The sequence below is a fragment of the Roseburia amylophila genome, from assembly GCF_025567465.1.
Lineage (GTDB): Bacteria > Bacillota > Clostridia > Lachnospirales > Lachnospiraceae > Roseburia_C > Roseburia_C amylophila.
Genome location: NZ_JAOQKI010000003.1, coordinates 70744 through 97486, shown reverse-complemented (window position 1 = coordinate 97486; position 26743 = coordinate 70744). Strand labels below are relative to the sequence as shown.

Genomic DNA, 26743 nt, shown 5'->3' with positions numbered 1-26743 from the left:
TGTCATTAATTTTTTTCTTTTTAATTCTACCAGCAGACAGCATCTCTTCAGAAATTGGCCATTCATCATAACCTTTGGATCCACTCTTTATATGCTTCCATATCAAGCGGATCTACTTTCGTAAATGATAAAATACCTCAACGCATCCTTAATATACTCCACCTCTGGGTTCTCTTTCTTGGACTTATTATAATTCACGCCCATGTCCAGACGTATTTAATCATAAAGCGACTTTTCCATTCTCATCTGTTTTTCCCCAATACGTTCCGCAGACATAATCTGCTTTGATATCCTTATCCAGCAAATACTGAGCCAACAAATCACTCGTATCTCCACAGCACGCAGAAATCTGCAATATATACTGTCATTATCGAATTTTCTGCACCAATGCCACAATATTTTCTATATGATACGTCCACGGGAACATATCCACCGGCTGGCACCGCTCCACCCGGTAGCCATGGCTTGTAAGATACTTCAAATCCCGTGCCTGGGTGACTGGATTGCAGGAAATATAGACCACACGCTTTGGAGAAAGCTGTAGCAGTGAAGATAGGAAAGCCTCATCACTTCCGGCACGAGGCGGATCCATGAATACCACATCGGCAGTCTCGCCCTGTGCTGCCATTTTGACCATGAATTCTCCGGCATCCTCATTGCAAAATGTGATATTTTTCATGTTATTGCGCTTCGCATTGGTCACGGCATCACGCACCGCATCACGGTTCACTTCCACACCAATGACAGAGCCGGCTTTTCCTGCTGCTGCCATGCCAATGGTACCAATGCCGCAATACGCGTCGATTACCTTTTCTTTTCCGGTCAATCCGGCAAACTCAATGGCTTTGCCATAAAGGATTTCTGTCTGCACCGGATTTATCTGGTAGAATGAGGATGGAGAAATGCGGAAACGGAGTCCACACAACTCGTCCTCGATAAATCCTTTTCCATAAATGGTAATATTCCGCTCTCCTAAGACAACACTGGTGCGCCGGTCATTCACATTTACCACCACCGTTGTAACTTCCGGATGCTTTTCACGAAGTGCTTTTACAAAATTATTTTTTGACGGCAGAATTGGGGATGCCAGCACCAGAACAACCATAACTTCGCCGGTACGAAAACCTCTTCTTACCAGAACATGGCGCAGTAATCCATATCCGCTGTCCTCGTCATATACTTTTATTTTAAAGGAGCGAAGCATTCCACGAATATCATAAATGATGCCATCCGCAATTTTATCCTCAATCTGACATTCATCAATCTTTACCACCGAATGTGTTCCCTGCTGATATGCCCCGGAAATCACTGTTCCATTTTTCAGCCGCTGAAACGTAGCATTGACCTTGTTCCGATAATGAAATGGCTCCTGCATTCCGATAACCGGCTCCACTTTTCCAAAGCTGCCTAAAAGCTCTTTTACTTCCCGATGTTTCTTGTTGAGCTGCTTTTCATAATCCATTCCCTGATACTGGCAGCCGCCACATTTTTTTGCAAGGTCACATTCTCCCGGTGGGCAGATGTGTTTTTCCGGACGTTCCGATTTCGAACCATGCTGCTTTTTTGCATTTTCCTTTTTTCTAAATTTATTGTTCTCTTCTGACTTTCTCATTTCCTGTACCGTTCCTTATTTTTCAAATACTATACTATTTTTTAGTTTAACGCATTTAGCAGCCTTTTTCTATGGTTATTGCAGAAATATTTTCATACCTAAATTTTCATAAATGAATTAAAATAAAATGCGAAATAATGACACCTGCTGAGCCTGCCACTGGCAGTTTCTTACGGATATACAAAACGCCGATACAGGCTGTACCGACGTTCCTTCAACACTTCACACTATTTAATTTTTGCAATCAAACTGCAATCATCTCTTTTTGTAAAGAAGTAATTCCGGATTTTCGCCATTTTCCTACCAGTGCATTTAATTTTTCAACCTTAGGAAGCCCGTCTATGTGAAGTTCATTTATTTCCTTTATTAGCTGTTTCTTAAACTCCTCAAACTCTCCATTGTCGCTAAGTTCATCATATCTTTTCCAATAATCTAACTTTGGGAGCATTTCTTTCATATATGCGCGCCTGCTCCTCTGTAAAATCATCGCTTACCATGTTTTTAACGCATATGTCGATTAATTCATCCATATCGTTATAGGTATATGTTCCGTCAGCTCATTCTGGGACATTCCTCTTTGTGTACGAAGTTCCAGAATAATATTTTTTGTCTCCATCGTTGCTACCTCCTTTATCCATATCATACCGGTAAATTCAGTTTTGGGAAAGCAACTTACTGTTGCTGTACGATAAGGCAACTAAAACTTTAGATGCAAAATACACTATATAGCGGAACTGATTTTATTCCTTTTGCCATCCCAAAATTTCTTGTTGAAATCCGGATTGCATACGAAGGATTATATTTTTCCATATAAACCATCATGCTTTTGGCTTTTACATGGTTACCAGCCTTACACTCTACCGGAATAACGTGACTTTCTTTTTGTATCAGGAAATCCACTTCCGCCGTATTATCAGACTCCCAATAATGAAGATCATAACCATTTGTTTTCAAAGCAATTGCAACATAGTTTTCTGTCAGTATGCCACGAAAATGCTCTGTTTCCATGCTTTGTAATGCTTCCAACGTCATTCCTATTCTTGCAGACATAATACCCATATCACTGTAATATAATTTGAATGCACTTACATCCTGATATGCCGCAACCGGATAAAATCCCTGACTGCACTTCATGCATTTATTCACAATTCCAGCCCGAATCAGCCAATCAATTGCATCTCCATATTGAGATGCCCGTGCTCCTGATTTTATCAGCTTGTATTGAAATTTTTTAGCATCTTTTGCCAACTGTGCCGGCAGGGAATCATACGCTTCAAAAATACGCACGGTGTCCGTCTGATTTGCATATTTTGTCATGTCTGCAATATAAGAATTTAACAGCATCTGACGAATTTCCGTCTGCTCCAATGGACTATCTTTTGCAAGGTCTGCCTTTACTGCTGCCGGCATTCCTCCCACGACGCAATAATGATAAAATTCCTGCAAAGCTTCCTCGTGCAATATCTCATCTAACGGCTGATTATTTTCATAATGTTCCCGTATGGTATCCGAAAGCATCTGCTTTCCCTTAGCCCACAATACCTCTTCCAAATCCATCGGGTACATGGTAACCATCTGAACTTTTCCTACCGGAAATGAATATTTTTCACGGTTGACTGCTACACCCAGCAGACTTCCGGCAGCTATTACATGGTATTCCGGTGTCTCTTCTGAAAAATATTTTAAAGAAGTTAATGCTCTTTCACACATCTGTATCTCGTCAAAAATAATGAGCGTATTTTCCGGTACAATCTTTACCTGATAATATTTTTCTAATATGGCGATGATATAATCTGCATGAATATCTGTATCAAAATACTTCCCAATTCTTTCGTCCGTTTCAAAATTTACATAGACTGTATTTTTATAATATAATGCTCCAAATTCACGCATTTCAAACGTTTTTCCAACTTGTCTTGCACCATAAATAAGTAACGGCATTCTGCCTTTTTTCATATTTTTCCATTCATATAATTTAGCAGTTATTTTACGCTTCATGTGTGTGCTCTCTCCCTTCTTTAAAATATCATCGTGTCTTTTAATGTATTATATTACTTTTTTCCGTACGAATCAATGTGTTTTTGCACACAAAAAAGTGGCAATCCACTTAGGACCTGCCACTTTCAAAATTTTTACATCTCATCAACAACCTGGAACACATAGAACTTCAGATAATAGGATTCGTCCGCCGCCCAGAGAATCGGATGATCCGGTGCCTGGGTGCGGAATTCCACCTGACGCAGACGCTTGTGGACGCTGTGAGCTGCCTGTCCGATTGTCTTGGTAAACAACTCATACGTCATAAAATGGGAGCAGGAGCATGTTGCAAGAAATCCGCCATTTTTCACAAGCTTCATGGCACGAAGGTTAATCTCACGATAGCCCTTGATGGCATTTTTAACAGAATTTCTGGACTTGGTAAATGCCGGTGGGTCTAAGATTACCACATCATACTTTTCGCCTGCTTCCTCTAATTCCGGCAGCAGTTCAAAGACATCCTTGCACAGGAATTTTACCGTGCCGGAAAGACCGTTCAATGCTGCATTTTCTTCTGCCTGATGTACGGCAAGTTCCGAAGCATCCACTCCGGTGACTTCTTTTGCTCCGGCAATTCCGGCATTTAATGCAAAGGAGCCGGTATGGGTAAAGCAGTCTAACACTCTTGCATCCTCACATAATTTCTGAATGGCAAGACGGTTGTATTTCTGGTCTAAGAAAAATCCGGTCTTCTGACCATCCTTTACATCTACGATATAATGCACACCATTTTCTACAATTTCCACATTGGTATCAAATGCTTCTCCGATAAAGCCCTTCTTAAGCTCCATGCCTTCCTGCTTGCGGACTTTTGCATCACTCCGCTCATATACGCCGCGGATTGTAATGCCATCCTCTGCCAAAATTTCCTTTAAAAGCTTTACAATAAGCTCTTTGTAACGGTCGATGCCAAGTGCTAAGGACTGCACTACCAGCACATCCGAAAACTTATCAATAACCAGTCCCGGCAGGAAATCTGCCTCTCCAAATACCACGCGACAGGATGAGGTGTCTACCGTCTTTTTCCGGTATTCCCATGCCTGCTGCAATCGTGTCCGGAAAAATGCTTCATCAATAACTGTATCTTCTTTTCTGCTGAAAAGGCGCACCCGGATTTTGGAATTGCGGTTGATAAATCCAATGCCCATCGGATATCCGTCAAAATCGTGTACCAACACCAGATCTCCGTTTTCAAATGTTCCCATGACACTTTCTATTTCATTATCGAAAATCCACATGCCACCGGATTTTACCATTCTTCCTTCACCTTTTTTCAATGTAACAACTGCACTCATGTTAGTCCTCCTTCGTAACCTCTTTCTTATAATTTACCACAAATATACCAATGCATACCAGTATCAGGGCAATCACACTTTTGATGCCTGCTGCCTGCTCTTTTTCTCCCAGAAGCCATGCGGAAAGAATCACACCAAACACCGGGTTCATAAATCCAAATACCGCTACACGGGAAATCGGATTATATTTTAATAAAATTCCCCACAGCGTGTATGCAACAGCAGAAATACATGCCATGTAAAACAGCAGTCCAAAGGATGACGCCGTAAATCCGCTCACCCGTCCACCTGCTGCAAAGCCGCACAATGCCATAATAATTCCACCCACCAGGAACTGGTATCCACTCAGCATGACAGGATTTTCGGATTTGGAATACCACTTTAACAACACGGAAGAAAATGCATACGCTACCGTTGACAGGAAAATAAATCCTTCTCCGGTCACGCTCATATGAAAATCAAATCCGCTGCTTCCCATATTTACCAGTGCCACGCCTGCAAATCCAATGATACAGCCTGCTATTTTCCGCGCCGATAATTTTTCCTGATGGAATAAAAGACTTGCTACCAGAATTGCCACGAATACATTTAACGCTTCGATGATGGATGCTTTTACCCCGGAGGTGTGCGCCAGTCCGATATAGAAAAGCAGGTACTGTCCCACAGTCTGCAGACTGCTTAATTTAAAAACTTTTCCAATGGAGCCCTTTGTCGGACGCAGAAACCGTCTGCTTCCAATACTTCCCAATAATATTGTTAAAATTCCCGCCAGCGTAAACCGATAGCCAGCATACAGAATCTGGGATGCCACCTCATCCGATGCAATGTGCATCATCTGATAGCCGATTTTAATGCACGGAAATGCACTGCCCCACAACAGGCAGCACACCAATGCTCCCAGCCAGACTACTATGGTTTTCTGCATGAATTTTTCTTTTGTTTCCATTGCTTTCATCCTTTTCTCAAGCTTTCGCTTTTCTTCTCATTCTTGTCTCATTTCATCATAGACACCAGTGCCGGCTCTGTCAAATAAATTCTGTCCCTACTGATATACTTTTTCCCTGAAATATGCGATAATAAATATGTTTGTATAGGTGCTTGCGAAAGGAGATAATTTGATGATAACAATAAGCCTTTGCATGATTGTAAAAAACGAGGAGCAGGTTCTCTCCCGCTGTCTGGATTCACTCGCCGGTCTGATGGATGAAATCATTATCGTGGATACCGGCTCTTGCGACCGCACCAGGGAAATTGCTGCCCGCTATACCGATAAAATCTATGACTATATCTGGAAGGATGACTTTGCAGATGCCAGAAATTTTGCTTTTTCCAAAGCTTCCATGGAATACATTTATACCGCAGATGCAGATGAAGTCTTAGATGATGAGAACCGGGAACAGTTCCGGCTTTTAAAAGAAGCCATGGTTCCGGAGGTCGAAATTGTACAGATGAAATATGTGACCAAAAATGAATTTAATACGGTACTTAACTTTAAAGAAGAATACCGTCCGAAGCTCTACCGGAGACTCCGTACCTTTACCTGGATTGACCCGATTCACGAAACGGTGCGCTTAGACCCGGTTGTCTTTGACAGTGATATTGCTATTACGCATCTTCCGCAGTCCCTGCACAGCAGCCGTGATTTCAAAGGCTTCTTACTGGCATTTGACCGGGACGGACGGCTTTCCGAAAAATTGCACCGGATGTATGCCAAAGAGCTCCTCATGACCGGGGAGAAAGAAGATTTCATTGCCGCCGCAAAAGTATTTCTTGCTACCTTAAAGGATGAAACCGCCTCTGGGGATGCCCGCAAGGAAGCCGGCTGTATCTTAAGCCGCTGCTATCGGATTACCGGAAATGTCAATGAATTTTTCAAGCTGGCACTGAAGGATATGATTACTACCCCTTGTGCAGAAATCTGCTGCGAATTGGGAAATTATTTTTTTGACGCAGAAGATTATGATGAAGCAGCCGTGTGGTACTACAATGCAGCCTTTGAAACTGCCAGCATTCTTGATGTCCATACCAGTGGAAATATTCCGCTGAACGGACTGGCTGACTGCTATGAAAAATCCGGGAATGCAGCCCAGGCGGAAGAATATAGAAATGCAGCCAGACAATGGCAGCTCCCAGACGATAATTCTTAGTCCCTTCGGCTTGAATAATCATGTACGAAGTGGTACTATGATAATAATTTAACAGACAAAATATACAGGAGGTTTCTCATGGATTACACACAGGAATATAAACAGAAATTAGTCTCCGCAGATGAGGCTGTCAAAGTCATCAAATCCGGTGACTGGGTAGATTATGGATGGTGTACCGGAACTCCGGATGCACTGGATAAAGCCCTTGCAAAACGTACGGATGAATTAAAGGATGTCAACTTAAGAGGTGGTATTCTGTTAAAACCGTTAGCTGTCTTCGAACGTGAAGATGCCGGCGAACACTTTACCTGGAACTCCTGGCATATGTCCGGAATCGAGCGTAAATATATCAACCGTGGTTTTTCTTACTACGCTCCAATCCGTTATTCCGAGCTTCCAAGATACTATCGTGACTCCGCTACTCCGGATGATGTAGCAATGTTCCAGGTTGCTCCAATGGACAAACATGGATATTTTAACTTTGGACCAAACGCTTCTCATATGATGGCAGTTTGCGAGACTTCCAAGAAAGTTATCGTTGAAGTAAATAAAAATATGCCTCGCTGCTTAGGCGGATTTGAAAACAGCATCCATATTTCCGATGTTGATTTCATCGTAGAAGGCGAGAACCCGGCTATCGGTGAATTAGGCGGCGGCGGAGCTGCTACTGAAATCGATCAGGCAGTTGCAAAATTAATCGTAGATGAGATTCCAAATGGTGCATGTCTCCAGCTTGGTATCGGTGGAATGCCAAATGCTGTTGGTTCCATGATTGCAGAATCTGATTTGAAAGATTTAGGTGTACATACCGAAATGTACGTTGATGCATTCGTTGATATTGCAAGAGCAGGAAAAATCAACGGTTCCAAGAAAAACATCGACCGTTTCCGTCAGACCTATGGTTTCGGTGCAGGAACTCAGAAAATGTATGACTACTTAGATGAAAACCCGGAACTTATGAGTGCTCCGGTAAGCTATACCAATGATATCCGTTCCATTTCCGCACTGGATAACTTTATTTCCATTAACAATGCAGTAAATGTAGACCTCTTCGGTCAGGTAAATGCAGAGTCTGCTGGAATCAAACACATCAGTGGTGCCGGCGGACAGTTAGACTTCGTTTTGGGTGCATACCTTTCTAATGGTGGTAAGAGCTTCATCTGCTGTTCTTCTACCTTTACAACCAGGGATGGTCAGTTAAAATCCCGTATCCTTCCTACCTTAGATCCAGGATCTATCGTAACCGATACCCGTGCCAACATCCACTATCTGGTAACAGAATATGGTAAAGTCAACTTAAAGGGACTTTCTACCTGGCAGAAATGTGAAGCAATTATCTCTGTCGCACATCCGGACTTCCGTGATGAATTAATCGCAGATGCAGAGAAAATGCATATCTGGAGAAGAAGCAACAAATAACTACGTAACTTTTAAAAATCCCATGGGATTATCCCATGGGATTTTCTTATAAAAAATTTTCTTTTTCTGTTTCAGCTCTATTTTTTCCATGGACGTTTCTTTTCCGTCCAGCCTCTTTCCCTCCAATAGTTTACATCTGCTTCATTCCAGCCCATTCTCTGAAGCATCCGCATTACCTGGAAAAACATTTTCGTTTTCAGGGAAGTATGTACTTTTCCATTCTTTCTTTGAATGACTGCGGCAAGCTTTGTTGTCTTTTTCTCAATGGCTTCTTTTTTCTTTGCACTGACTCCATCCCAGTTTACTGCCCGGACTGCCACACCATATTTATATGTCTTTGCAACTCCCCAGAAAAAGGTGCTGTCTGCCATATCCTTATTGGTGCTTTTCATTCCGCCGCCTGCTGCCGTAGAAATGCAGACTGCCTGCTTGTGAAACATTCTCTCTTCCGGACGATGCACCATCCATCGATATCCATAGTGGTCTAAGAAACTTTTCATCGGACCACTGGCATGATAGACATATACCGGACTTGCCAGAATAATCACATCCGCCTCATCCATTGCTTCTGTCAGTGGGCTCAAATCCCCATAATGGGGACATAACTTTTCATCCTTTTCGAAACACTGGGTACATCCTACACAATAGTGATTAAAATCTCTCGGCAGGAAAAATTCTTTTGTCTCTCCCTGCAATTTGTCTGCAAGCATTTTTGCAATATGATAGGTGGAACCCTTATGATTCTGTCCATAAATGCACACAATTTTCATGTTATCTCTTTTTCCTCTCTTCCACAGATACTGCGATAAATTTCCCAGATTAAAAATCCGGAAAGCGGACCTAAAATAACACCGGCTGTTCCATATATTTTCAGACCTGCATAAATACTGATAATAACCGCCAGCGGATGCACGCCCAGCCCTCTTCCCATAAGCCTTGGCTCCATAAATTCCCGGATAAAGGTACTCAATATAAACAGTATACCATATATCACTGCCGCAAAATACTTTCCACGAAATAAATCGATAATCAGCCATGGAATAAAGACAAGTCCCGTGCCAATAAAAGGCAGTGCATCACTCATGCCAATCAGCACTCCCACCAGAATGGCATAAGAATTTCCGGTAAGGAACAGACCTACTATACATACGCCACTGATTAATGCCAATATAATAAGCTGTGCCTTAAGATATGTTCCACCGGCATGACACATATTTTGAAATATCCGTCCGCCCCAGAAATAAAAGCTGCTTTTTCTCCAACGCTGCACCAGATTATTATAATCACAGAGTATCAGTACTGCCGCCACAACAGTTACAATGCAGATGCCAAAGAATGCTGCCAGTCCCCGCAAAGATGCCAGCGAGCCATTCATCATTGCCGGAATCAGCTTCGTTTCTGCCTGACTGCTGACATATGCCGCACAGTTTTTTCCCCACTGCACCATTGTCTCTGTTTTCATGCCGGTGATTTCCGCAACCCGCTCACAACAACTGCACCAGAGTGTATCTGCTTTTCCAAATAATGCCGGATAATTCGTTATCAGTGATACAAGTTCGCAGATTCCCTTGTATACAAGATAGCCCATCGGCAGAAAAATCACTGCCAGCAGCAACAGCACTGCAGCCGTACTTACAATTCCTTTGGGAAGCTTTGTTTTCTCTGACAGAAAAGCTACTGGTTTACATAATATTCTTGCAATAAGGATTGCCAGTAAAAAAGGAATTACAATCGGCAGTGCGAAACGCATTCCCAAATATACTGCAACTGTAATCCCTGCTAAATATATAATCTTTTTTATAAGTTGTCTTGTTTTCCCAGTCATACCATCAGTATGTGGCATCCCGGACTTTTTTATGTATTATAAATCTGAAAATAAATGAAATGCCTGACCTTTCGGTGTTATCTGAAACTGCATCTTCTTTTTGCTTGTGGGATGCAGAAATTCCAGCCGATAAGAACAAAGTGCCAGTGGAATCGACCTCATTCCCGGCAGACTTTCATTCTTCCTTCCATACTTTCTATCTCCCACCAATGGCCAGCCATGATGCGACATCTGCACACGAATCTGGTGATGCCGCCCGGTTTCTAATTTTACTTCAAGAAGACTGATTTCTTCCGCAGCTTCAGTTTTTTCCGATGTTCCATCCGCTGTACCCGCTCCTGAAGCAGCTTTACCATCTCTGCCATCTCTATCATCTTTATCATCAAGCGTACTACATTCCAGCACCCGATAGGTTAACGCCGCCCGCTTTGCATCTGCGGTTCCCTGTTTTACGACAGAAGAAGTATTACTTCTACCATCCTTCTTAAGAAAGTCAATAAGCTGTCCTTCTTTCGGTTCTGCTTTTCCATATACCACTGTCAGATAATATTTTCCAAAACCGTTTTTCTGCATCTGCTGGTTCAGCTCTGCTGTGGCTTCTTTGGTCTTTCCAAAGACCATTACGCCTTCCACCGGCTGGTCTAAGCGATGGATGATTCCAATAAAGGGAGTCTCTCCTTTTGCAGCAAGATAATTCCGAAGCAGGCTCTCCATATCCTGCTCGCCCATACGCTTCGTCTGCACTGCAATCCCTGCCGGTTTTACACAGACAAGCAGCTTGTCATCCTCATATAAAATATGTTCTGCAATCTTATACATATACTTTTTCCTGCATCTCCTGTGCATTTTCTAATTGTAAAAATAAAGCTGAATTTGTTTTTACATAAATTTTAATACATACAAAGTCAACAATAATAGCTGCCGCAATAAGTAAAGCAAATAACAATGCCACCGGATTAGCTGCTACCAGACCATTTATAATTTAAATCTGTAACCTACCCCCCAGCTCAGACAGCTTTGCTGGCTGACGCGCGCATGCGCATCTATAGACAATCTGGGGCTACACATTCTATAATTTAAATCTGTATCCTACCCCCCAGATTGTCTCGATATACTGAGGCTTTGCGGTATCCATTTCAATCTTCTCACGAATCTTTTTGATATGTACCGTTACGGTTGCGATATCACCAACGGATTCCATATCCCAGATTTCTTTAAACAGTTCTTCCTTGGTAAATACATGATTCGGATTCTGTGCTAAGAATACCAGTAAATCAAATTCCTTTGTGGTAAATGCTTTTTCCTCGCCATTTACCCAGACGCGGCGGGCTGTCTTATCAATCTTGATTCCACGAATCTCAATAATATCATTTTCCTGCACATTGCTGCCAATCAGTCTTTCATAACGGGCAAGGTGTGCCTTTACTCTTGCTACCAGCTCGCTTGGGGAGAATGGTTTTGTGATGTAATCATCTGCACCCAGTCCCAGACCGCGAATCTTGTCAATATCATCCTTCTTGGCAGATACCATAAGAATCGGTGTATTCTTTACTTCACGAATACGTTTGCAGATCTCGAATCCGTCCATGCCCGGAAGCATCAGGTCTAAGATATACATGTCAAAATCAGATGCCAGTGCTTTCTCCAAGCCCCTTGCTCCATCACTTTCGATTTCGACATCGAAACCGCTTAACTCTAAATAATCCTTCTCCAGTTCTGCAATTGAAACCTCATCTTCAATAATCAATACTTTACTCATTTGGAACCTCCTGATATTTTCTCAGTGCAAAATACATGATTGTACCTGTTTCTTCTTTACTGGTTGCCCATATCTTTCCGCCATGGTCTTCAATAATTTTGCGGACAATGGATAAACCGATACCGCTTCCGCCGGTTGCAGAATTTCTTGAAGTATCTGCACGGAAGAACCGGTCAAAGATATATGGCAGGTCTTTCTTTGCAATTCCTTTTCCATTATCTTCTATCTCTACCTGGATAAAATCACCCACATCCTTTACACGAATATTGATAAAGCCCTTCGGCTTATCCAGATATTTGATGGAATTATTAATAATATTATGAATGACACGCTTTAACTGCTCCGGGTCTGCAATAATCTGCACATCATCCCCAGCGTAATTAAAATACGATAAACCAATATTTTTTGCCTCTAAATCCAGACCGATTTCTTCTACGCAGTCATCGAAATATTCCATTACATTTATCTTGCTAAAATTATATGGAATTCGATTAGTATCAATCTTTGAATAAAGTGTCAGCTCATTTAATAGTAAATCCATCTCATTGGCTTTATTATAAATGGTCTTGATATATTTATCCCTTTTTTCCGGCGTATCTGCCACACCATCCATCAGACCTTCCGAATAACCTTTCACAGCAGTAATCGGGGTCTTTAAATCGTGGGCAATATTACTGATTAAAACACGGTTTTCTTTCTCTGATGCCAGCTTCTCTTCTGCAGAATCTTTCAGTCTCTGCCGCATCTCTTCGAAGTTCTGGCACAGCTCGCCAATTTCATCATTGCTGTCTATTTCCAAAGTAAAATCAAGGTTTCCCTCTTTGATATTCTGGGTTGCCATCTCTAACTTCTTAATCGGAGTAATGATGCTCCGGTAATTCCATATGGTAAGCATACCTGCCGTCAACAAAAGTATCAATAACACAGAAATAATAATATCTATCAGAAGTTCCTTCATTTCCGGCACAAGTGATTTAATAGAGGTAATTACAAACAACGTTCCTTCCGAACCATCCGAAAAATCAAAGTCAATCCGCTTAATCATTTCCTGTTTATCACTGTCAATGAAATAGCCGGTCTCTCCCCCTGTCTTTGTATCCATGTAATCCGGCAGATTTTCCGGAACCGTATTCAAATCATTCGTTCCCACATAGACTTCTTCATTATCCCTCATGACAATCAGGTAGGAGTTTTTCCCCTGCAGAGTCTCATTAACCTGCATTAAATATTTCATGTCCAGGAATTTGTCCGGGTCGCTTTCCGCTGTATCCAGTAACTTCTGACAACTGTCCTTTGTCACCCGGTTCCACATCTGCACCGTATTGGTCAGATAACTAATATTTCCATCTTCCACCTGATAGGTGTTGGCAATATCTCTTAACTGAAAATAACGGAATCCGCACATTGCCAACGCGGCCAATGTCACCGGCACAAATATGATAATACAAAATGATATAATCAGCTTTGTCCTTAGTTTCATTCTCAAGCCTCCAGTTTTTCATAATCATAGTATACCACATGCAGTCTCTTTTCCCATGAAAATTCTGAGAATTATTCTAAAGAATTTATAAATTATTTTCCAACCACCCAAAACTCTTTGCTGGTTTTCTCATTAAAACTACGAGAAACACGCTTTGCGAGTTTCTCGAGTTATCGCGGTGCTCGCCAAATCTGCATGCAAGCATGCGATTTTTCTCGCTACTCGCGTAAATGCCAAAAGACCTCTTTCCGGCATTTCAATCATTTCCCTTAAGAAATAAATCTTTTCCGAAAAGAGGTCTTTCTTCTTTATACTATTCTGGAATCTATTCCAATATTATAAGTGTTTCTTTAATTCATCAACTTTGTCCAACGCTTCCCATGGAAGTGCAACATCGGTTCTTCCAAAGTGACCATATGCTGCTGTCGGGCGATAAATCGGTCTGCGTAAATCAAGCATCTTGATAATTCCTGCCGGACGAAGGTCAAAGTTCTCACGGATAATTTCTACTAATTTCTCATCAGAAACTTTTCCGGTACCAAAAGTATCAACCATAACAGAAGTAGGCTGTGCTACACCGATTGCATAAGATAACTGAATCTCACAACGCTCTGCAAGACCTGCTGCTACTAAGTTCTTAGCAACGTAACGTGCTGCATATGCTGCTGAACGGTCAACCTTGGTGCAATCCTTACCGGAGAATGCTCCGCCGCCGTGACGGGCGTATCCACCGTATGTATCTACGATAATTTTACGTCCGGTAAGACCTGCATCACCGTGTGGTCCACCGATTACGAAACGTCCGGTTGGGTTGATGAAAAATTTAGTATTCTCATCAACTAATTCCTTTGGAAGGACTGGGTCAAAAACATATTTCTTAATATCCTCATGAATCTGTTCCTGAGTTACATCCTCGTCATGCTGTGTAGAAAGTACAACTGCCTCTAATCTCTTTGGTTTTCCAGCCTCATCATACTCTACAGAAACCTGTGATTTTCCATCTGGTCTTAAGTATTTTAAAGTACCATCTTTACGAACTTTGGTTAACTGTAATGCCAGTTTGTGAGCTAACGAAATCGGATATGGCATATATTCCGGTGTCTCGTTGGTTGCATAACCAAACATCATACCCTGATCTCCGGCACCGATTGCTTCAATCTCCTCATCGGTCATTTTATTTTCTTTTGCTTCCAAAGCCTTGTCAACACCCATTGCAATATCCGGTGACTGCTGGTCTAATGCTACCATAACAGCACAGGTATGTCCGTCAAATCCGGTTTCTGCATGGTCATAACCGATTTCATTTACAGTATTTCTTACAATTGCAGGAATGTCTAATTTTGCCTTTGTAGTAATCTCTCCTGTTACAAGTACAAATCCGGTACAGCTTGCTGTCTCACAGGCAACACGGCTCATTGGATCCTCTGCCATACATGCGTCAAGAATTGCATCTGAAATCGCATCACACATTTTGTCTGGATGTCCTTCTGTTACGGACTCTGATGTGAATAATCTTTTTTCCATCGTTTTCTCCTCTCGTTTTGTTGATTCCCTTATTAAGTATCTGGTGGATGCGCTTGGCTCCTCTTTCTTCCAGACCTTTTTTCGCTGCTCGCGTAAAATAAAAAAACCGCTTACATCATAAGCGGACCCGATAACGGTAAAGATAATCAAATCCTCTTATTGTTCGACTTGCTCGCTCAGGTTGGCACCTTCCTTATGTTGTGGGGTTGCCGTGACTTCATTGATCCTATGTATCTCCATCACTCTGAATAAGAGAAATTACAATATTGAATTTTCAAATCTCTATGGGAGAGAATACACCTATTATATCGAAATGTCAAGCACCATATTTTCTCATCAACAGAGAAAACATTCCTTATTACTTTTTGTATCCTTTTGACAAATTTTTCCGATTTTTACTGTTAAGATTGACATTTTTAGCAAAAAGAATATACTTAAATAGGAATATAATTGTGATTTGTTCTATCATAATTATAAAATCCATCCAGAATGAGGACCACATGCATGAAAGAATATCAGACAAAAGATTTGTTACCAGGTATGGTTACAGCAATTCCTGTCCGCACCAAGCGTGGACAGCTTATTATTAATCCGAATGTAGAACTTACGCGTACCCTGATTTCCAGACTGGAATTTTATGGCATCGCCAGTGTGCAGATTACAGAAAATAAACAGGTCGCTACTCCAATGGAAACGCCAAAAGATCCGGCATATTTTCCTGCCAAAAGCCCTGTTTCTGCACCAAGTCCGGTTTCTGATGCTTCTTACTCACAGAAGCTCAAAAGTTCTCCGGAATTCCAGCGTTTTCAGGTGGATTTCACCCTGCGTTCCCAGGATTTAAAGAACTGTTTTGATGCTTATCTTTCCGATGGAGGAACCGTAAACAAAGAAGAGCTTTTATCAAAGACCATTTCTTTAGTAAGTCCAAAGCAGACCACTCTGGATGTCTTTGATATGTTACATAATATGCGTCAGGTCAACGACAGCACCTATGCACACAGTCTGAATGTTGCCATCATCTCCCGTATTATCGGAAAATGGCTGCATTTTTCCAATGAAGAATTAGACACTCTCACCCTTGCCGGTCTGCTTCATGACATCGGTAAGACAAAAATTCCGGATGAGGTCTTAAATAAAGACGGAAAATTAACAGATGAAGAATTCCAGATGATTCGTAATCATCCGAAATATGGCTACGATATTTTAAAATCCCAGCCATTAAATTCCCATATTAAAAAGGCAGCTCTCATGCACCATGAACGTTGCGATGGTTCCGGTTATCCAATGGGGCTTACCATGGAAGAAATCGATGACTATGCACTCATCATTGCGATTGCCGATGTTTACGATGCCATGACAGCAGCACGCTCCTATCGTGCTCCCCTTTGTCCGTTTGAGGTAATTGCCGAATTTGAAAAAGACGGTCTGCAGAAATATAAGCCAAAGTATATTCTGACCTTCTTAGAGAATATTGCCAATGCATACCAGAACAACCGGGTTATGTTAAGTGATGGTACTTCTGCCCGCATTGTTTTATTGAATCATCGTCGTCTTTCCAAGCCACTGGTTCAGTTAGATGATGGAGCCTGTATTGACCTTGAGAAAAGTCCTTTATATATCAAAGCAATCATATAAACTACGAGAAACACGCTTTGCGAGTTTCTCGAGTTATCGCGGTGCTCGTCAAATCTGCATGCAAGCATGCGATTTTTCTCGCTACTCGCGTAAAAAAAATATCTGATAACTATGCCTCATTTGCAGCATATTTACCAGATATCTTTTTTTGGTTATGATAACGCTTTTTAACACTTCTGTCTCATTGCAATATTCATATTAGTATTTATATTCAAAACTTTCTATATTGTGATGCTCTTATCTTATGATACTTTCAATGTGAATTTCTGGATTTCTTTCTCGGAACTTACCTTTTCAATCATTGCACCAAGGGAAGCTAATTTCTCTTCAAAATGTTCATATCCACGTTCAATATAATAAATATCATCTACAATGGTGATGCCTTCTGCTGCAAGACCTGCAATTACAAGGGCTGCACCTGCTCTTAAATCCGGAGCACTGACTCTTGCACCTGTGAATTTTTCAACACCGGTAATAATTGCAATATTGCTCTCTACTTTCACCTGTGCACCCATACGGGTCAGTTCATCTACATATTTGAAACGGTTTTCAAAAATACTCTCCGTTACGGTACTTGTTCCTTCTGCTAATGCTAAAAGCACCGACATCTGTGGCTGCATATCTGTTGGAAAGCCAGGATACGGTAAAGTAGTTACCTGGGTATGATGCAATGGCTTGCTGGATACCACACGTACTGCATCATCAAATTCTTCCACTTCACAACCAATTTCAATTAACTTTGCTGTGGTTGCCTCTAAATGCTTGGGAATAACATTTTTAACAGTTACATCACCTTTGGTTGCAGCCGCTGCAAACATAAAAGTTCCTGCTTCAATCTGATCCGGAATAATAGAATATTCTGTTTTATGAAGCTTCTCTACACCCACAATACGGATGACATCTGTTCCTGCACCACGGATATTTGCTCCCATGCTGTTTAAGAAGTTTGCTACGTCTACGACATGTGGCTCCTTAGCTGCATTTTCAATAATTGTCTTTCCCTCTGCCATGGATGCCGCCATCATAATGTTAATGGTTGCTCCTACAGAAACTTTATCTAAATAAATATGGTTTCCCACCAGATGTTCTGCAGTAGCAGAAATTAACCCATGCTGAATATCAACATCGGCTCCTAACGCGCGAAAACCTTTCAGATGAAGGTCAATCGGACGGGTTCCGATTGCACAGCCACCCGGAAAAGCCACTTCTGCTTTCTTATATTTGCCAAGTAATGCTCCTAACAGATAGTAAGAAGCTCTGATTTTATTAATATATTCATAGTCCACGCTCAAATCATGAATCAGCGAACCATTAATCTTTACCTTATGTTCTCCAAGACGCTCTATCTTAGCACCAATTCCCTCCATGGCACTTAATAACACATTAATATCACGAACGTTTGGTAAATTATCTATTATTACGGTCTCATCCGTCATAATTGCTGCCGCAAGAATTCCCAGTGCAGCATTCTTAGCTCCACCAATCTCAACTTCGCCAACCAAAGGATTTCCACCTTTAATCACATACTGTTCCATCTCGCACCTCTATGCTTAGATTCCCTACAAAATTACAAACAAAATATTATAGTAACTTATTTCCTCTTTTGTCAAGTATTTCTCGTACCTCAAAAGAATTATCTACAATAGTATTATTATATTATATATTCACTGACTTGTAAATCGAAATTAATTCAGATAGTTCACCGGATTTACCTGGGAACCATTAATTAATATCTCAAAATGCACATGCGGACCTGTAGAACGTCCCGTACTTCCGCTTAATGCAATCACTTCACCCTGTGATACGCTCTGCCCTGCTTTTACCAGTAATTTACTGTTATGTGCATAACGTGTCATTCTTCCATCCGGATGGCTGATTAAGACGCAGTTGCCATATCCGGAAACATAGCCGGCACTGACTACTACACCATTGCTGGATGCAAATACCTTGGTTCCGGTCGGACATGCCCAGTCAATTCCTTTATGCATTCTGCCCCATCTTCTTCCAAAACCGGAAGAAACTCTTCCGCCAATCAGCGGTTTAATGTAAGTTGGCGGTATCTTGGTTCCACGCTCAATAACTGCCGGCGTTGACTCTGTCAGTATGGTCTGGTGGATCATACTCCGCTCCGTCTCAATTCCATTCTCTGTTGTCACCACCATATTAACCTCGCGATGTCCGGTAGTTCCCTCTGCAAGCACCACCTCGTCGGTCGTATACCAGGAATCATTCGGTACAATCTCCGGCTCTGCGGTATAATCCTCTTCATATACTACGCCTTCGCTGATCCGTAAGCTGATGTCCGGCTGAGGCACCGACAGAATCAGTTCTTCACCGGCACTGATTACTGCATCTTCCCCGGACAATCCATTGAGTGCTATAATTGCTGCCACCGATGTATCATGCTCCTGTGCAATAACCGACAGACAGTCTCCCGGCTGTATCTCATATATTTTATTCGTTTCTTTCTCTTTTGTTACTTCTTCCACCGCGGCATCTATATCCGTCAGAGTGTCCGCTGCTACCAGATTGGTGAACACTTCCACATCCTGTGCAAATTCCATCGAAAGAATTCCGGTTTCATAATTATTTTCCCCGGGATTCTCCTGTGCATCGGAAAGATAGATTCCAAGCTGCTGCACAATACCGGCATCCGCAGAATCTTCTGTTTTTTCTGAAACGCCTGCCTCTTTTAAGTTTGCAAGAAGCATTCCCTCCTGATGATCTGTTTCCTTTTTGAACTCTACCTCAAACCGATTGTCCGTATCCTGTTCTTCCTTCAAACGTCCTAAAAACGTTTCTACTTCATCTAAAGTTGCAAAAGAAAGCTGGTTTTCACCGGCACTTACCGTATATGCAAAGATTTCTCCGGAATTTTCTTTCTTAAGCTCCTTTGTAATCTTTTCTTTTAATGCAGTTTCACTTAACAGTTTCTGAAATGGCTTATGGCTTTCTGTTGTCTCATAAGAAATCTCCTGCATCAGATAGCCTTCACTCTCTTTTGCCATTTGCCGCCGGCTTTCGTGTACTGCCTTTTCCACATTTGTCTTGCTGCTGACACAGCCTACCACTTTATTATTTACGGTTACCACAAAATAATTCTGTCCCAGTGAAAATTTCTGCAAAAGTACCACCAGTACCAGACAGACGAAAAATATGCCTGCTGCCCACATGCGGATACGAATCTTTTTATCGACTTTTCCAATTCTATTTAAAGTTGTTGATTTCTTTTTCTGCTCCTGCATCTTATCTGACTTCTTCATTTTATCTGATTCCTGCATCTTCACAGGTTCCTGTGCATTCCCTGGTATCTGCATCTTTTATTCCATCCCGAGTTTTTCTTTTACTGCATCGATTGTTTCACGAATTGACAATCCCTCTTCGTTTACTGTTACATCCGCATATTTTTCATAGTATGCAGTTCTCTCATCATACAAATCTTTCAGCGTCTGGCCATCATTCAATACCACACCGCGGTTTTTCAAATCACCAAGACGCTCTTCTAATGTCTCATAAGATACACTCAGATAAAGTACGGTTGCAATTTCTTTATAATGCTCCATGGCATTTGCACAATATACTGCACTGCCTCCTGTGGCAATGACTGCTCTATGTCCTTCTATGCTGCTGTTTACCTCATCCTCAATCTCAAGAAATCCTTCTGTTCCATGCTCTGCAATCAGCTCACACAAAAGCTTTCCAGTCTGCTGCTGGATGACTAAATCTGCATCCACAAAATTATAGCCTAATGCCTTCGCCAATACGACACCTACAGTACTTTTTCCTACGCCCGGCATTCCGATTAATACGATATTGTCTTTCATTCCATACTCCTGTATCTATGTGATAGAAAAGAAGCAGAAAAATAAATTTTCTGCTTCTCTATGTTCTTGTTACTTTATAATTTCTGCAATTATTCTGTTGCTGCCTCTGATGCTGTCTCTGTCTCACTTACAGATTCTGTTTCTGTATCTGTTTTCTTGATGGTATAGAGCTTATCAAAGTTAACAGCTGCCCATACATCATCATTTACCGTCCATTCTTTTTCTTCCTTGTAGCTGTCGCATACTTCAGTATATTTATCGGACTGACGCTGAGAAACAATTGTTTCTTTCTCTTTGTCGGTTGCATCACGGTCAAATTCACTGTCTAAGCGGATAACATAATATCCTTTTCCATCTACGGAAATCATGGAAGAAACTTCTCCCTCTTTTAACGCATCTGCTGCTGTAATAACGGATGCATCCATACTTCCGGTTGCTGTTCCATCTTCACCGATTTCATCACTGCCGTATGAATAAGTGCTTACAGTATATCCGTTGTCTGTTGCTGCTGCATCAAAATCGGTTTTCGCTTCTTCTGCGATTTTCTCTGCAGTTTTTTCTAATTCTGCCTTCTCATCATCGGTATATTCCACATAATTCTTGCTGTCATCATAATGTGCCTCGGTAGAAACCTTGATATAACTGAATGTTCTCTGTGCCGCTTCTTCATCAGAAACTTCGGTATCTACAGTTGCAATGATTGCATTATGCATCTTCTTCTGAATCAGGTTCAGTCGAAGCATTTCTGCTACATATTCTTTCTTGGCACCCATGGTCCTGATTGCTTCCTTGCTATTGTCATCCATGAACTGCTGTGCTGCAGTATCAATATCAGAAAGCTCCTCATCCGTTATTTCCACACCATAGTCTTTCATATGGTCTTCCAAGAGATAATTGGTCTGAATCTGTGTCAGGATTCCATCTTTTACATTATCCTGCATAGTCTTACCGTTTCCGGATAAATCCTGTGACCACATATTTTCCTTAGCATATCCCATGGTAATATAGCTGTCATAGGATACTGCTGTATACTGTGCCATAAAGTTGGCAAGTCCAAGTGAAATCTCTTTATCTCCTAATGTAGCAACAACTGCATCTTCATCGATTCTGCTGCCACATCCTGTCATAGCTACGGAAGCTGCAGTAACAACCGCCAATGCAAGTGCTGTGAATTTCTTAAATCTCATATCACGTTCCTCCAAAATATTTATCATCGTTCTATTATAGTGCTTTTTCGTACATGCCGCAAGATTTTTATGCAGTTAAGCATCCTTTTTTATGGTTTTTTCTACCAGAATCGTCTGCACATCCAACACAAACTGGCGGATATAGTCGATACTGCTGCCTGATACTGTCCGGCTGTTGGTTCCCCGGTTCAGCACAAAATACGGTCCTTTCTGATCTGGTATAAATTTCAACGCATGATCATATTTTGACAGAAGTTCCGGTATTTTTGCCGGATTCACCGCAGCTTTTTCATACATGACAAAGCGCACTGTATTGCCACGCTCTACCACTTCCTTCATATACGCCTGATGCGCCAGCACTTTTATCAATGCAATGGAAAGAAGGTTTGTTACTGATTTTGGCGGGTCTCCAAAACGGTCTGTCAGCTCATCAAGCATCTCATCACTTTCTGAATCATTTTCAATGGCTGCAATTCGTTTATAAATATCCAGCTTCTGTGTCTCGTTTGGAATATAGGACGGTGGGATAAATGCATCCATTTCCACATCTACTGTTGTATCGAAGCTTTCTTCCACTCCGATTCCCTTCTCCTGTTTGACAGCCTCATTGAGCATCTTGCAGTAAAGGTCATAACCGACTGCCTCCATGTGTCCGCTCTGCTGGGCACCCAGCAGGTTTCCGGCTCCACGGATTTCCAAATCCCGCATGGCAATCTTAAAGCCGCTTCCTAAGTCTGTATATTCCTTGATTGCAGCCAGACGTTTCTCTGCGATTTCTTTTAACATTTTATCCCGGCGGTACATTAAGAACGCATATGCCGTCCGATTGGAACGCCCTACTCTTCCGCGAAGCTGATAGAGCTGTGACAGTCCCATATTATCCGCATCATGAATAATCATGGTATTTACATTGGAAATATCAAGCCCCGTCTCGATAATCGTTGTAGATACCAGCACATCAATCTCTCCGTTGATAAACTGATACATAATATCCTCAAGTTCCCGTTCCTTCATCTGTCCGTGGGCAAATGCCACATTAGCATCCGGCACCAGTTCTGAAATTTTCGCTGCCATTTCTGCAATCTGGTTTACCCGGTTAAATACATAATAAACCTGTCCGTCTCTTGCTAATTCCCGGCAGATTGCCTCCCGCACCATTTCTTCATTATATTCCATGACATAAGTCTGGATTGCCACACGATCCATCGGCGGCTCCTCTAAAACACTCATATCGCGGATTCCGATAAGGCTCATATGCAATGTCCTTGGAATTGGTGTTGCCGTTAAAGTCAGCACATCCACATCCTTTTTCATCTGCTTGATTTTCTCTTTATGAGCCACACCAAAACGCTGCTCCTCATCGATAATGAGAAGTCCCAAATCCTTAAATTTCACATCCTCAGAAAGCACTCTGTGGGTTCCGATAATAATATCCACCATGCCTTTTTTCAAATCTTCGATGGTTTTCTTCTGCTCTTTTGGGCTGCGGAAACGGCAAAGCAAATCTACTCTTACCGGGAAATCTTTCATCCGCTGGGCAAAGGTATTATAGTGCTGCTGCGCCAGGATTGTGGTCGGTACTAAATAAACTACCTGTTTTCCCTCCTGCACCGCCTTAAAGGCAGCACGGATTGCCACCTCCGTCTTGCCATATCCTACGTCTCCGCAAATCAGACGATCCATAATCTTGGTGCTTTCCATGTCCTTCTTGGTTGCTTCAATGGCAAGTTCCTGATCTTCTGTCTCCTCAAATGGAAACATCTCTTCAAATTCCTTCTGCCATACAGTATCCGGACCATAGACATAGCCTTCTTTGTTCTGCCGGATAGCATAGAGTTCCACCAGTTCGTGGGCAATTTCTTTTACCGCACCACGCACTCTGGTTTTTGTCTTATCCCAGTCCGGGCTGCCCAGCCGGTTTAACTTCGGTTTCTTGGCATCGGAACCGGCATATTTCTGAATCAGTTCCAGCTGGGTTGCAAGAATATAAAGATTGCCTCCCTTGGCATATTCAATCTTGATATAATCCTTGACTTTTTTATCGACTTCGATTTTCTCGATTCCACGATAAATGCCAAGGCCGTGATTTTCATGTACCACATAATCACCTACATGAAGGTCACGAAAGCTCTGTATCTTTTCTCCCTCATAGAGGCGGTGTTTCTTCCGTTTCTTCTTTTCCTGCCCGAATATATCACTTTCTGTGATAACCGCAAATTTAATCAGCGGGTATTCGTATCCACGTTTTACTTTTCCATAGGCAGTTAAGATTTCTCCCGGCTGCAATTCCCGTTCAAAATCTTTGGCATAATAACAGCTCACCTCTTCTTCCTGTAAATCCTTCGCCAGATGCTCTGCCCTTGTCTTAGATGCGGATAATACAACGACCCGGTATCCGTTTTTCTTATAATTCTTTAAATCCTTTACCAGCGTTGCAAAGCTGTTATTATAGGAATTCACACCCTGCACCTGAATATGGTAACGGTTCGTAATGTCTAACTCCCGCACCTTCATATCCAGTGCTGCCAGTGCAAGTCCGTGGAAACTCTGCATCTTCACAGTAATTTCCTTTCCGGTAAAGAGCGTTTCTGCCTGTCCCGGCAGAATATAACCCTTCTCCAAGCGCTGCTTCATGCTCTCTTCAAATTCCTGCTCTGTCACTCTGCCCTTTTCCATCAGCCGGGCAGGTTCATCCAGGACTAAAAGAGTCTCGTCTTTGCCAAAATAATCCAAAAGGCTTACCGCCTCCGGGAAGAAATATGCAAGGCTGCTGTCCAAATTAGCTGCACCACCTAATTCTTCTATCTCTTCTTCCAAAGCAGCCGCCGTCTGTTTGATGCGATGGCCTTCTTCATTTTTCATCTGGTCGCGGAACTTCTTTTCTGCTTTTACCGCTTCCTGTCGAATTTTCTTCAAGCCTGCCTGCTTCCGTTCTTCCGTCAGCACCAGTTCCGTTGCAGGATACAACGTAATTTCTTCCAAATTCTCTATGGAACGCTGGCTCTCCGCCTCAAAGCTTCGCAGGGAATCAATGGTATCTCCCCACATTTCAATACGCAGCGGATTTTCTTCCGTCAGAGGATATATATCAAGGATTCCTCCACGCACCGCAAATTCTCCCGGCATTTCCACCTGATAATTGCGCACATACCCCATCTGCAAAAGCCGCTTTGTCTCTGCCTCAAAGTCTAATTCGTCTTCCACCTTATAAGTACGCACCGCTTCTTTAAAGGCTTCAAGTCCTGCCATCCGGTTCATCAGTCCGTCAAAAGTCAATACCACTGTAACCGGCTTCTTTTCGGATAAACGTTTTAACAGGGCAATCCTCTCTCCGGTAAGCTGATTACTTCTGATATCCGACTGATAAAATAAAATATCCTTCGCCGGGAAATAGAGAGTCTCCCTGTCGAAAAAACGATAATCTTCTAAGATTTCCCTTGCTTTTTGTTCGTTAAAAGTAACGATGATTTTATTTCTAAAACCATCGTTCGCCGCAAATACCATATGTGCCTTCTGCGCATCCATGCATCCGGATATCTGAACGATACCTTGATTGCTCTTTAGCTGCTTTAAGGCATTTTGCAATTCTTCCAGTTCCGAAAGGGGCTGCAAAAATACATTCATAATGTTCTTCCTTTAATTATAGTCATTCATTGCCTGTTCGATTTTTCCATCGACAATCAGTTCTACCGCAGATACCGCATCTAAAAATGCTTCCTCTGCCAGTTTCCGGTCTGCCTTATCCATATGGCCAAGGACATGGTCTGCCAAATCCCAGCCCTGTGGTTTCTCACCGACACCTACCTTGATCCTAGCAAACTGCTCTGTTCCCACCTGCGCAATGATATTTTTAATTCCATTGTGTCCGCCGGCACTGCCTTTTTTACGAATCCGTATTCTTCCCGGTGCCAGGCTGATATCATCAAAAATCACTAACAGTTCACTGGCCGGATCCACTTTATAGAAATTTACTGCTTCAGCGATACTTTCTCCGCTTAAGTTCATAAAAGTCTGTGGCTTCACCAGAACAACTTTTTCACTTCCGATCATTCCTTTGCCGCAGATTGCTTTATACTTTTTTTCGTCCATCCTTATATTATATTTTTCTGCCAGTACATCCATGACATCAAAGCCAACATTATGTCTGGTATGTTCATATTTCTTTCCAGGATTTCCAAGTCCCGCTATAATGTACATTCTTTCTTCCTTCTTCTGATGATTTCTGCAGCTGATTCTAACTGCTTCTGGTCATTTACTCCATTGATGTCTTCCGGGCTTTCCAGTGCAAATGCATCTACACGAAGTCCTTTATCCTTTAATATCGCAAGCGTATCCGGCAGATAATATTCACCCTGTGCATTATTCGGCTGAATCTTATCCAATGCCTGTGATAATTCCCAGGTATTAAATACATACATTCCGGAATTAATCTCATGGGATTTCAACTCTTCTTCGTTTGCATCCTTATGTTCTACGCTCTTTATAAATTCTCCGGATTCATTGCGGATAATTCTTCCGTATCCGGTCGGGTCATCTATCGTTGCTGACAATACGGTTACTGCATTTTTATGCTGGATATGATGCTTCAAAAGCTGCTTTAAGGTTGCAGATGTAATCAGTGGCGCATCTCCAAAAAGAATCAGTGTATGTCCTTCTTTTCCCAGAAAATCCTTGGCACATTTTACCGCATGACCAGTTCCAAGCTGCTGCTCCTGCAGTACAAATGTTACATCATCTTTATGTGAAATGGTATTCTCTACCTCTTCATGCTTATAGCCTACCACCAGACAGATATCCTCCGCTCCTGCTCCTTCTGCCGCTTCAATTACATAATCTACCAGACACTTTCCGTCTATTGTATGCACTACTTTCGGAAGGTCTGACTGCATTCTGGTTCCCTTTCCAGCTGCCAATATTACCGCTTTTAATGCTTCCATATTTTTATCCTCTTTATTCCTCTCCGGCTTTCTGCCGAAAATACTGTTATATTTTAGTATAC

At 42.0% G+C, this 26743-nt stretch carries 22 protein-coding genes and 1 riboswitch; of the genes, 3 read left to right on the top strand and 19 right to left on the bottom strand.

Annotation, left to right across the window (positions count from 1 at the left end; genetic code table 11):
• Positions 1–367 precede the first annotated feature (367 nt).
• The 5 genes from rlmD to OCV43_RS02820 all read right to left on the bottom strand — a co-directional run bounded on the left by rlmD (position 368) and on the right by OCV43_RS02820 (position 5899).
• Positions 368–1612, bottom strand: a complete 1245-nt coding sequence (gene rlmD / locus OCV43_RS02840) for a 23S rRNA (uracil(1939)-C(5))-methyltransferase RlmD (RefSeq protein WP_262623368.1) — start codon at positions 1610–1612, stop codon at positions 368–370.
• 244 nt (positions 1613–1856) lie between these two features.
• Entirely contained in the window at positions 1857–2069 is a 213-nt protein-coding gene (locus OCV43_RS02835; protein ID WP_255669441.1) for a hypothetical protein, read from the bottom strand.
• A gap of 248 nt (positions 2070–2317) precedes the next feature.
• The gene (locus OCV43_RS02830) at positions 2318–3610 is read right to left on the bottom strand and encodes an ATP-binding protein (protein ID WP_117698668.1); all 1293 of its coding nucleotides are present in this window, start codon (positions 3608–3610) and stop codon (positions 2318–2320) included.
• Positions 3611–3744: 134 nt separating this feature from the next.
• Positions 3745–4944, bottom strand: a complete 1200-nt coding sequence (locus tag OCV43_RS02825) for a class I SAM-dependent rRNA methyltransferase (RefSeq protein ID WP_262623367.1) — start codon at positions 4942–4944, stop codon at positions 3745–3747.
• Between the two features lies 1 nt (position 4945).
• Complete coding sequence (locus tag OCV43_RS02820) at positions 4946–5899, bottom strand: DMT family transporter (RefSeq protein WP_262623366.1); 954 nt, start codon at positions 5897–5899, stop codon at positions 4946–4948.
• 163 nt (positions 5900–6062) lie between these two features.
• On the opposite strand from OCV43_RS02820, the gene OCV43_RS02815 reads away from it, so the two are divergent.
• Both OCV43_RS02815 and OCV43_RS02810 read left to right on the top strand, forming a co-directional pair.
• The gene (locus OCV43_RS02815) at positions 6063–7091 is read left to right on the top strand and encodes a glycosyltransferase (RefSeq protein WP_117946158.1); all 1029 of its coding nucleotides are present in this window, start codon (positions 6063–6065) and stop codon (positions 7089–7091) included.
• 78 nt (positions 7092–7169) lie between these two features.
• The gene (locus tag OCV43_RS02810; RefSeq protein WP_118056599.1) at positions 7170–8510 is read left to right on the top strand and encodes a butyryl-CoA:acetate CoA-transferase; all 1341 of its coding nucleotides are present in this window, start codon (positions 7170–7172) and stop codon (positions 8508–8510) included.
• A gap of 77 nt (positions 8511–8587) precedes the next feature.
• Here OCV43_RS02810 and OCV43_RS02805 read toward each other — a convergent pair whose 3' ends face one another.
• From OCV43_RS02805 to metK, 7 genes are all read right to left on the bottom strand, one after another.
• Complete coding sequence (locus tag OCV43_RS02805) at positions 8588–9280, bottom strand: flavodoxin family protein (RefSeq protein ID WP_227710810.1); 693 nt, start codon at positions 9278–9280, stop codon at positions 8588–8590.
• On the bottom strand, positions 9277–10353 hold the full coding sequence (locus OCV43_RS02800; protein ID WP_262623365.1) for an AI-2E family transporter: 1077 nt from the start codon (positions 10351–10353) through the stop codon (positions 9277–9279). Before OCV43_RS02800 ends, OCV43_RS02805 begins: the two co-directional genes overlap by 4 nt.
• Positions 10354–10371: 18 nt before the next feature.
• Complete coding sequence (locus OCV43_RS02795; RefSeq protein WP_262623364.1) at positions 10372–11154, bottom strand: RluA family pseudouridine synthase; 783 nt, start codon at positions 11152–11154, stop codon at positions 10372–10374.
• The gene (locus tag OCV43_RS02790) at positions 11147–11287 is read right to left on the bottom strand and encodes a hypothetical protein (RefSeq protein WP_158564710.1); all 141 of its coding nucleotides are present in this window, start codon (positions 11285–11287) and stop codon (positions 11147–11149) included. The genes OCV43_RS02795 and OCV43_RS02790 overlap by 8 nt, the downstream gene beginning before the upstream one ends.
• A gap of 117 nt (positions 11288–11404) precedes the next feature.
• A complete protein-coding gene (locus tag OCV43_RS02785; RefSeq protein ID WP_022243614.1) occupies positions 11405–12094 on the bottom strand; it encodes a response regulator transcription factor in 690 nt (229 codons plus the stop codon).
• Positions 12087–13574, bottom strand: coding sequence for a sensor histidine kinase (locus OCV43_RS02780; protein WP_262623363.1), 1488 nt, complete (start codon positions 13572–13574; stop codon positions 12087–12089). Before OCV43_RS02780 ends, OCV43_RS02785 begins: the two co-directional genes overlap by 8 nt.
• A gap of 336 nt (positions 13575–13910) precedes the next feature.
• Positions 13911–15098 carry a methionine adenosyltransferase gene (gene metK, locus OCV43_RS02775; protein WP_022243616.1) on the bottom strand — a complete coding sequence of 396 codons (1188 nt, stop codon included), beginning with the start codon at positions 15096–15098 and terminating at the stop codon, positions 13911–13913.
• Between the two features lie 153 nt (positions 15099–15251).
• Positions 15252–15353, bottom strand: a riboswitch (SAM riboswitch).
• A gap of 249 nt (positions 15354–15602) precedes the next feature.
• On the opposite strand from metK, the gene OCV43_RS02770 reads away from it, so the two are divergent.
• Positions 15603–16733 (top strand): HD-GYP domain-containing protein, encoded by a 1131-nt coding sequence (locus OCV43_RS02770; protein WP_022243617.1) that lies wholly within the window; start codon positions 15603–15605, stop codon positions 16731–16733.
• Between the two features lie 242 nt (positions 16734–16975).
• Here the strand turns inward: OCV43_RS02770 and OCV43_RS02765 are convergent, their stop codons facing one another.
• The 7 genes from OCV43_RS02765 to OCV43_RS02735 all read right to left on the bottom strand — a co-directional run.
• Entirely contained in the window at positions 16976–18268 is a 1293-nt protein-coding gene (locus OCV43_RS02765; RefSeq protein WP_022243618.1) for a UDP-N-acetylglucosamine 1-carboxyvinyltransferase, read from the bottom strand.
• A 150-nt stretch (positions 18269–18418) separates the two neighbouring features.
• Positions 18419–20050, bottom strand: coding sequence for a M23 family metallopeptidase (locus tag OCV43_RS02760; RefSeq protein ID WP_262623362.1), 1632 nt, complete (start codon positions 20048–20050; stop codon positions 18419–18421).
• A 3-nt stretch (positions 20051–20053) separates the two neighbouring features.
• Positions 20054–20557 (bottom strand): shikimate kinase, encoded by a 504-nt coding sequence (locus OCV43_RS02755; RefSeq protein WP_262623361.1) that lies wholly within the window; start codon positions 20555–20557, stop codon positions 20054–20056.
• A gap of 89 nt (positions 20558–20646) precedes the next feature.
• Positions 20647–21744, bottom strand: a complete 1098-nt coding sequence (locus tag OCV43_RS02750) for a peptidyl-prolyl cis-trans isomerase (protein ID WP_262623360.1) — start codon at positions 21742–21744, stop codon at positions 20647–20649.
• Between the two features lie 75 nt (positions 21745–21819).
• Positions 21820–25368: a transcription-repair coupling factor gene (gene mfd / locus OCV43_RS02745; RefSeq protein WP_262623359.1), complete on the bottom strand. Its 3549-nt coding sequence runs from the start codon at positions 25366–25368 to the stop codon at positions 21820–21822.
• 12 nt (positions 25369–25380) lie between these two features.
• The gene (gene pth, locus OCV43_RS02740) at positions 25381–25941 is read right to left on the bottom strand and encodes an aminoacyl-tRNA hydrolase (protein ID WP_117698657.1); all 561 of its coding nucleotides are present in this window, start codon (positions 25939–25941) and stop codon (positions 25381–25383) included.
• Positions 25929–26743 (bottom strand): sugar phosphate nucleotidyltransferase (locus OCV43_RS02735; RefSeq protein ID WP_331494959.1); only part of this gene is annotated, 815 nt, incomplete at its 5' end. The genes pth and OCV43_RS02735, both read right to left, overlap by 13 nt.

Coding starts and splice junctions, on each gene's coding strand:
- rlmD (WP_262623368.1), bottom strand. CDS start 1,612: ATGAGAAAGTCAGAAGAGAACAATAAATTTAGAAAAAAGGAAAATGCA.
- OCV43_RS02835 (WP_255669441.1), bottom strand. CDS start 2,069: ATGAAAGAAATGCTCCCAAAGTTAGATTATTGGAAAAGATATGATGAA.
- OCV43_RS02830 (WP_117698668.1), bottom strand. CDS start 3,610: ATGAAGCGTAAAATAACTGCTAAATTATATGAATGGAAAAATATGAAA.
- OCV43_RS02825 (WP_262623367.1), bottom strand. CDS start 4,944: ATGAGTGCAGTTGTTACATTGAAAAAAGGTGAAGGAAGAATGGTAAAA.
- OCV43_RS02820 (WP_262623366.1), bottom strand. CDS start 5,899: ATGAAAGCAATGGAAACAAAAGAAAAATTCATGCAGAAAACCATAGTA.
- OCV43_RS02815 (WP_117946158.1), top strand. CDS start 6,063: ATGATAACAATAAGCCTTTGCATGATTGTAAAAAACGAGGAGCAGGTT.
- OCV43_RS02810 (WP_118056599.1), top strand. CDS start 7,170: ATGGATTACACACAGGAATATAAACAGAAATTAGTCTCCGCAGATGAG.
- OCV43_RS02805 (WP_227710810.1), bottom strand. CDS start 9,280: ATGAAAATTGTGTGCATTTATGGACAGAATCATAAGGGTTCCACCTAT.
- OCV43_RS02800 (WP_262623365.1), bottom strand. CDS start 10,353: ATGCCACATACTGATGGTATGACTGGGAAAACAAGACAACTTATAAAA.
- OCV43_RS02795 (WP_262623364.1), bottom strand. CDS start 11,154: ATGTATAAGATTGCAGAACATATTTTATATGAGGATGACAAGCTGCTT.
- OCV43_RS02785 (WP_022243614.1), bottom strand. CDS start 12,094: ATGAGTAAAGTATTGATTATTGAAGATGAGGTTTCAATTGCAGAACTG.
- OCV43_RS02780 (WP_262623363.1), bottom strand. CDS start 13,574: ATGAAACTAAGGACAAAGCTGATTATATCATTTTGTATTATCATATTT.
- metK (WP_022243616.1), bottom strand. CDS start 15,098: ATGGAAAAAAGATTATTCACATCAGAGTCCGTAACAGAAGGACATCCA.
- OCV43_RS02770 (WP_022243617.1), top strand. CDS start 15,603: ATGAAAGAATATCAGACAAAAGATTTGTTACCAGGTATGGTTACAGCA.
- OCV43_RS02765 (WP_022243618.1), bottom strand. CDS start 18,268: ATGGAACAGTATGTGATTAAAGGTGGAAATCCTTTGGTTGGCGAAGTT.
- OCV43_RS02760 (WP_262623362.1), bottom strand. CDS start 20,050: ATGCAGATACCAGGGAATGCACAGGAACCTGTGAAGATGCAGGAATCA.
- OCV43_RS02755 (WP_262623361.1), bottom strand. CDS start 20,557: ATGAAAGACAATATCGTATTAATCGGAATGCCGGGCGTAGGAAAAAGT.
- OCV43_RS02750 (WP_262623360.1), bottom strand. CDS start 21,744: ATGAGATTTAAGAAATTCACAGCACTTGCATTGGCGGTTGTTACTGCA.
- mfd (WP_262623359.1), bottom strand. CDS start 25,368: ATGAATGTATTTTTGCAGCCCCTTTCGGAACTGGAAGAATTGCAAAAT.
- pth (WP_117698657.1), bottom strand. CDS start 25,941: ATGTACATTATAGCGGGACTTGGAAATCCTGGAAAGAAATATGAACAT.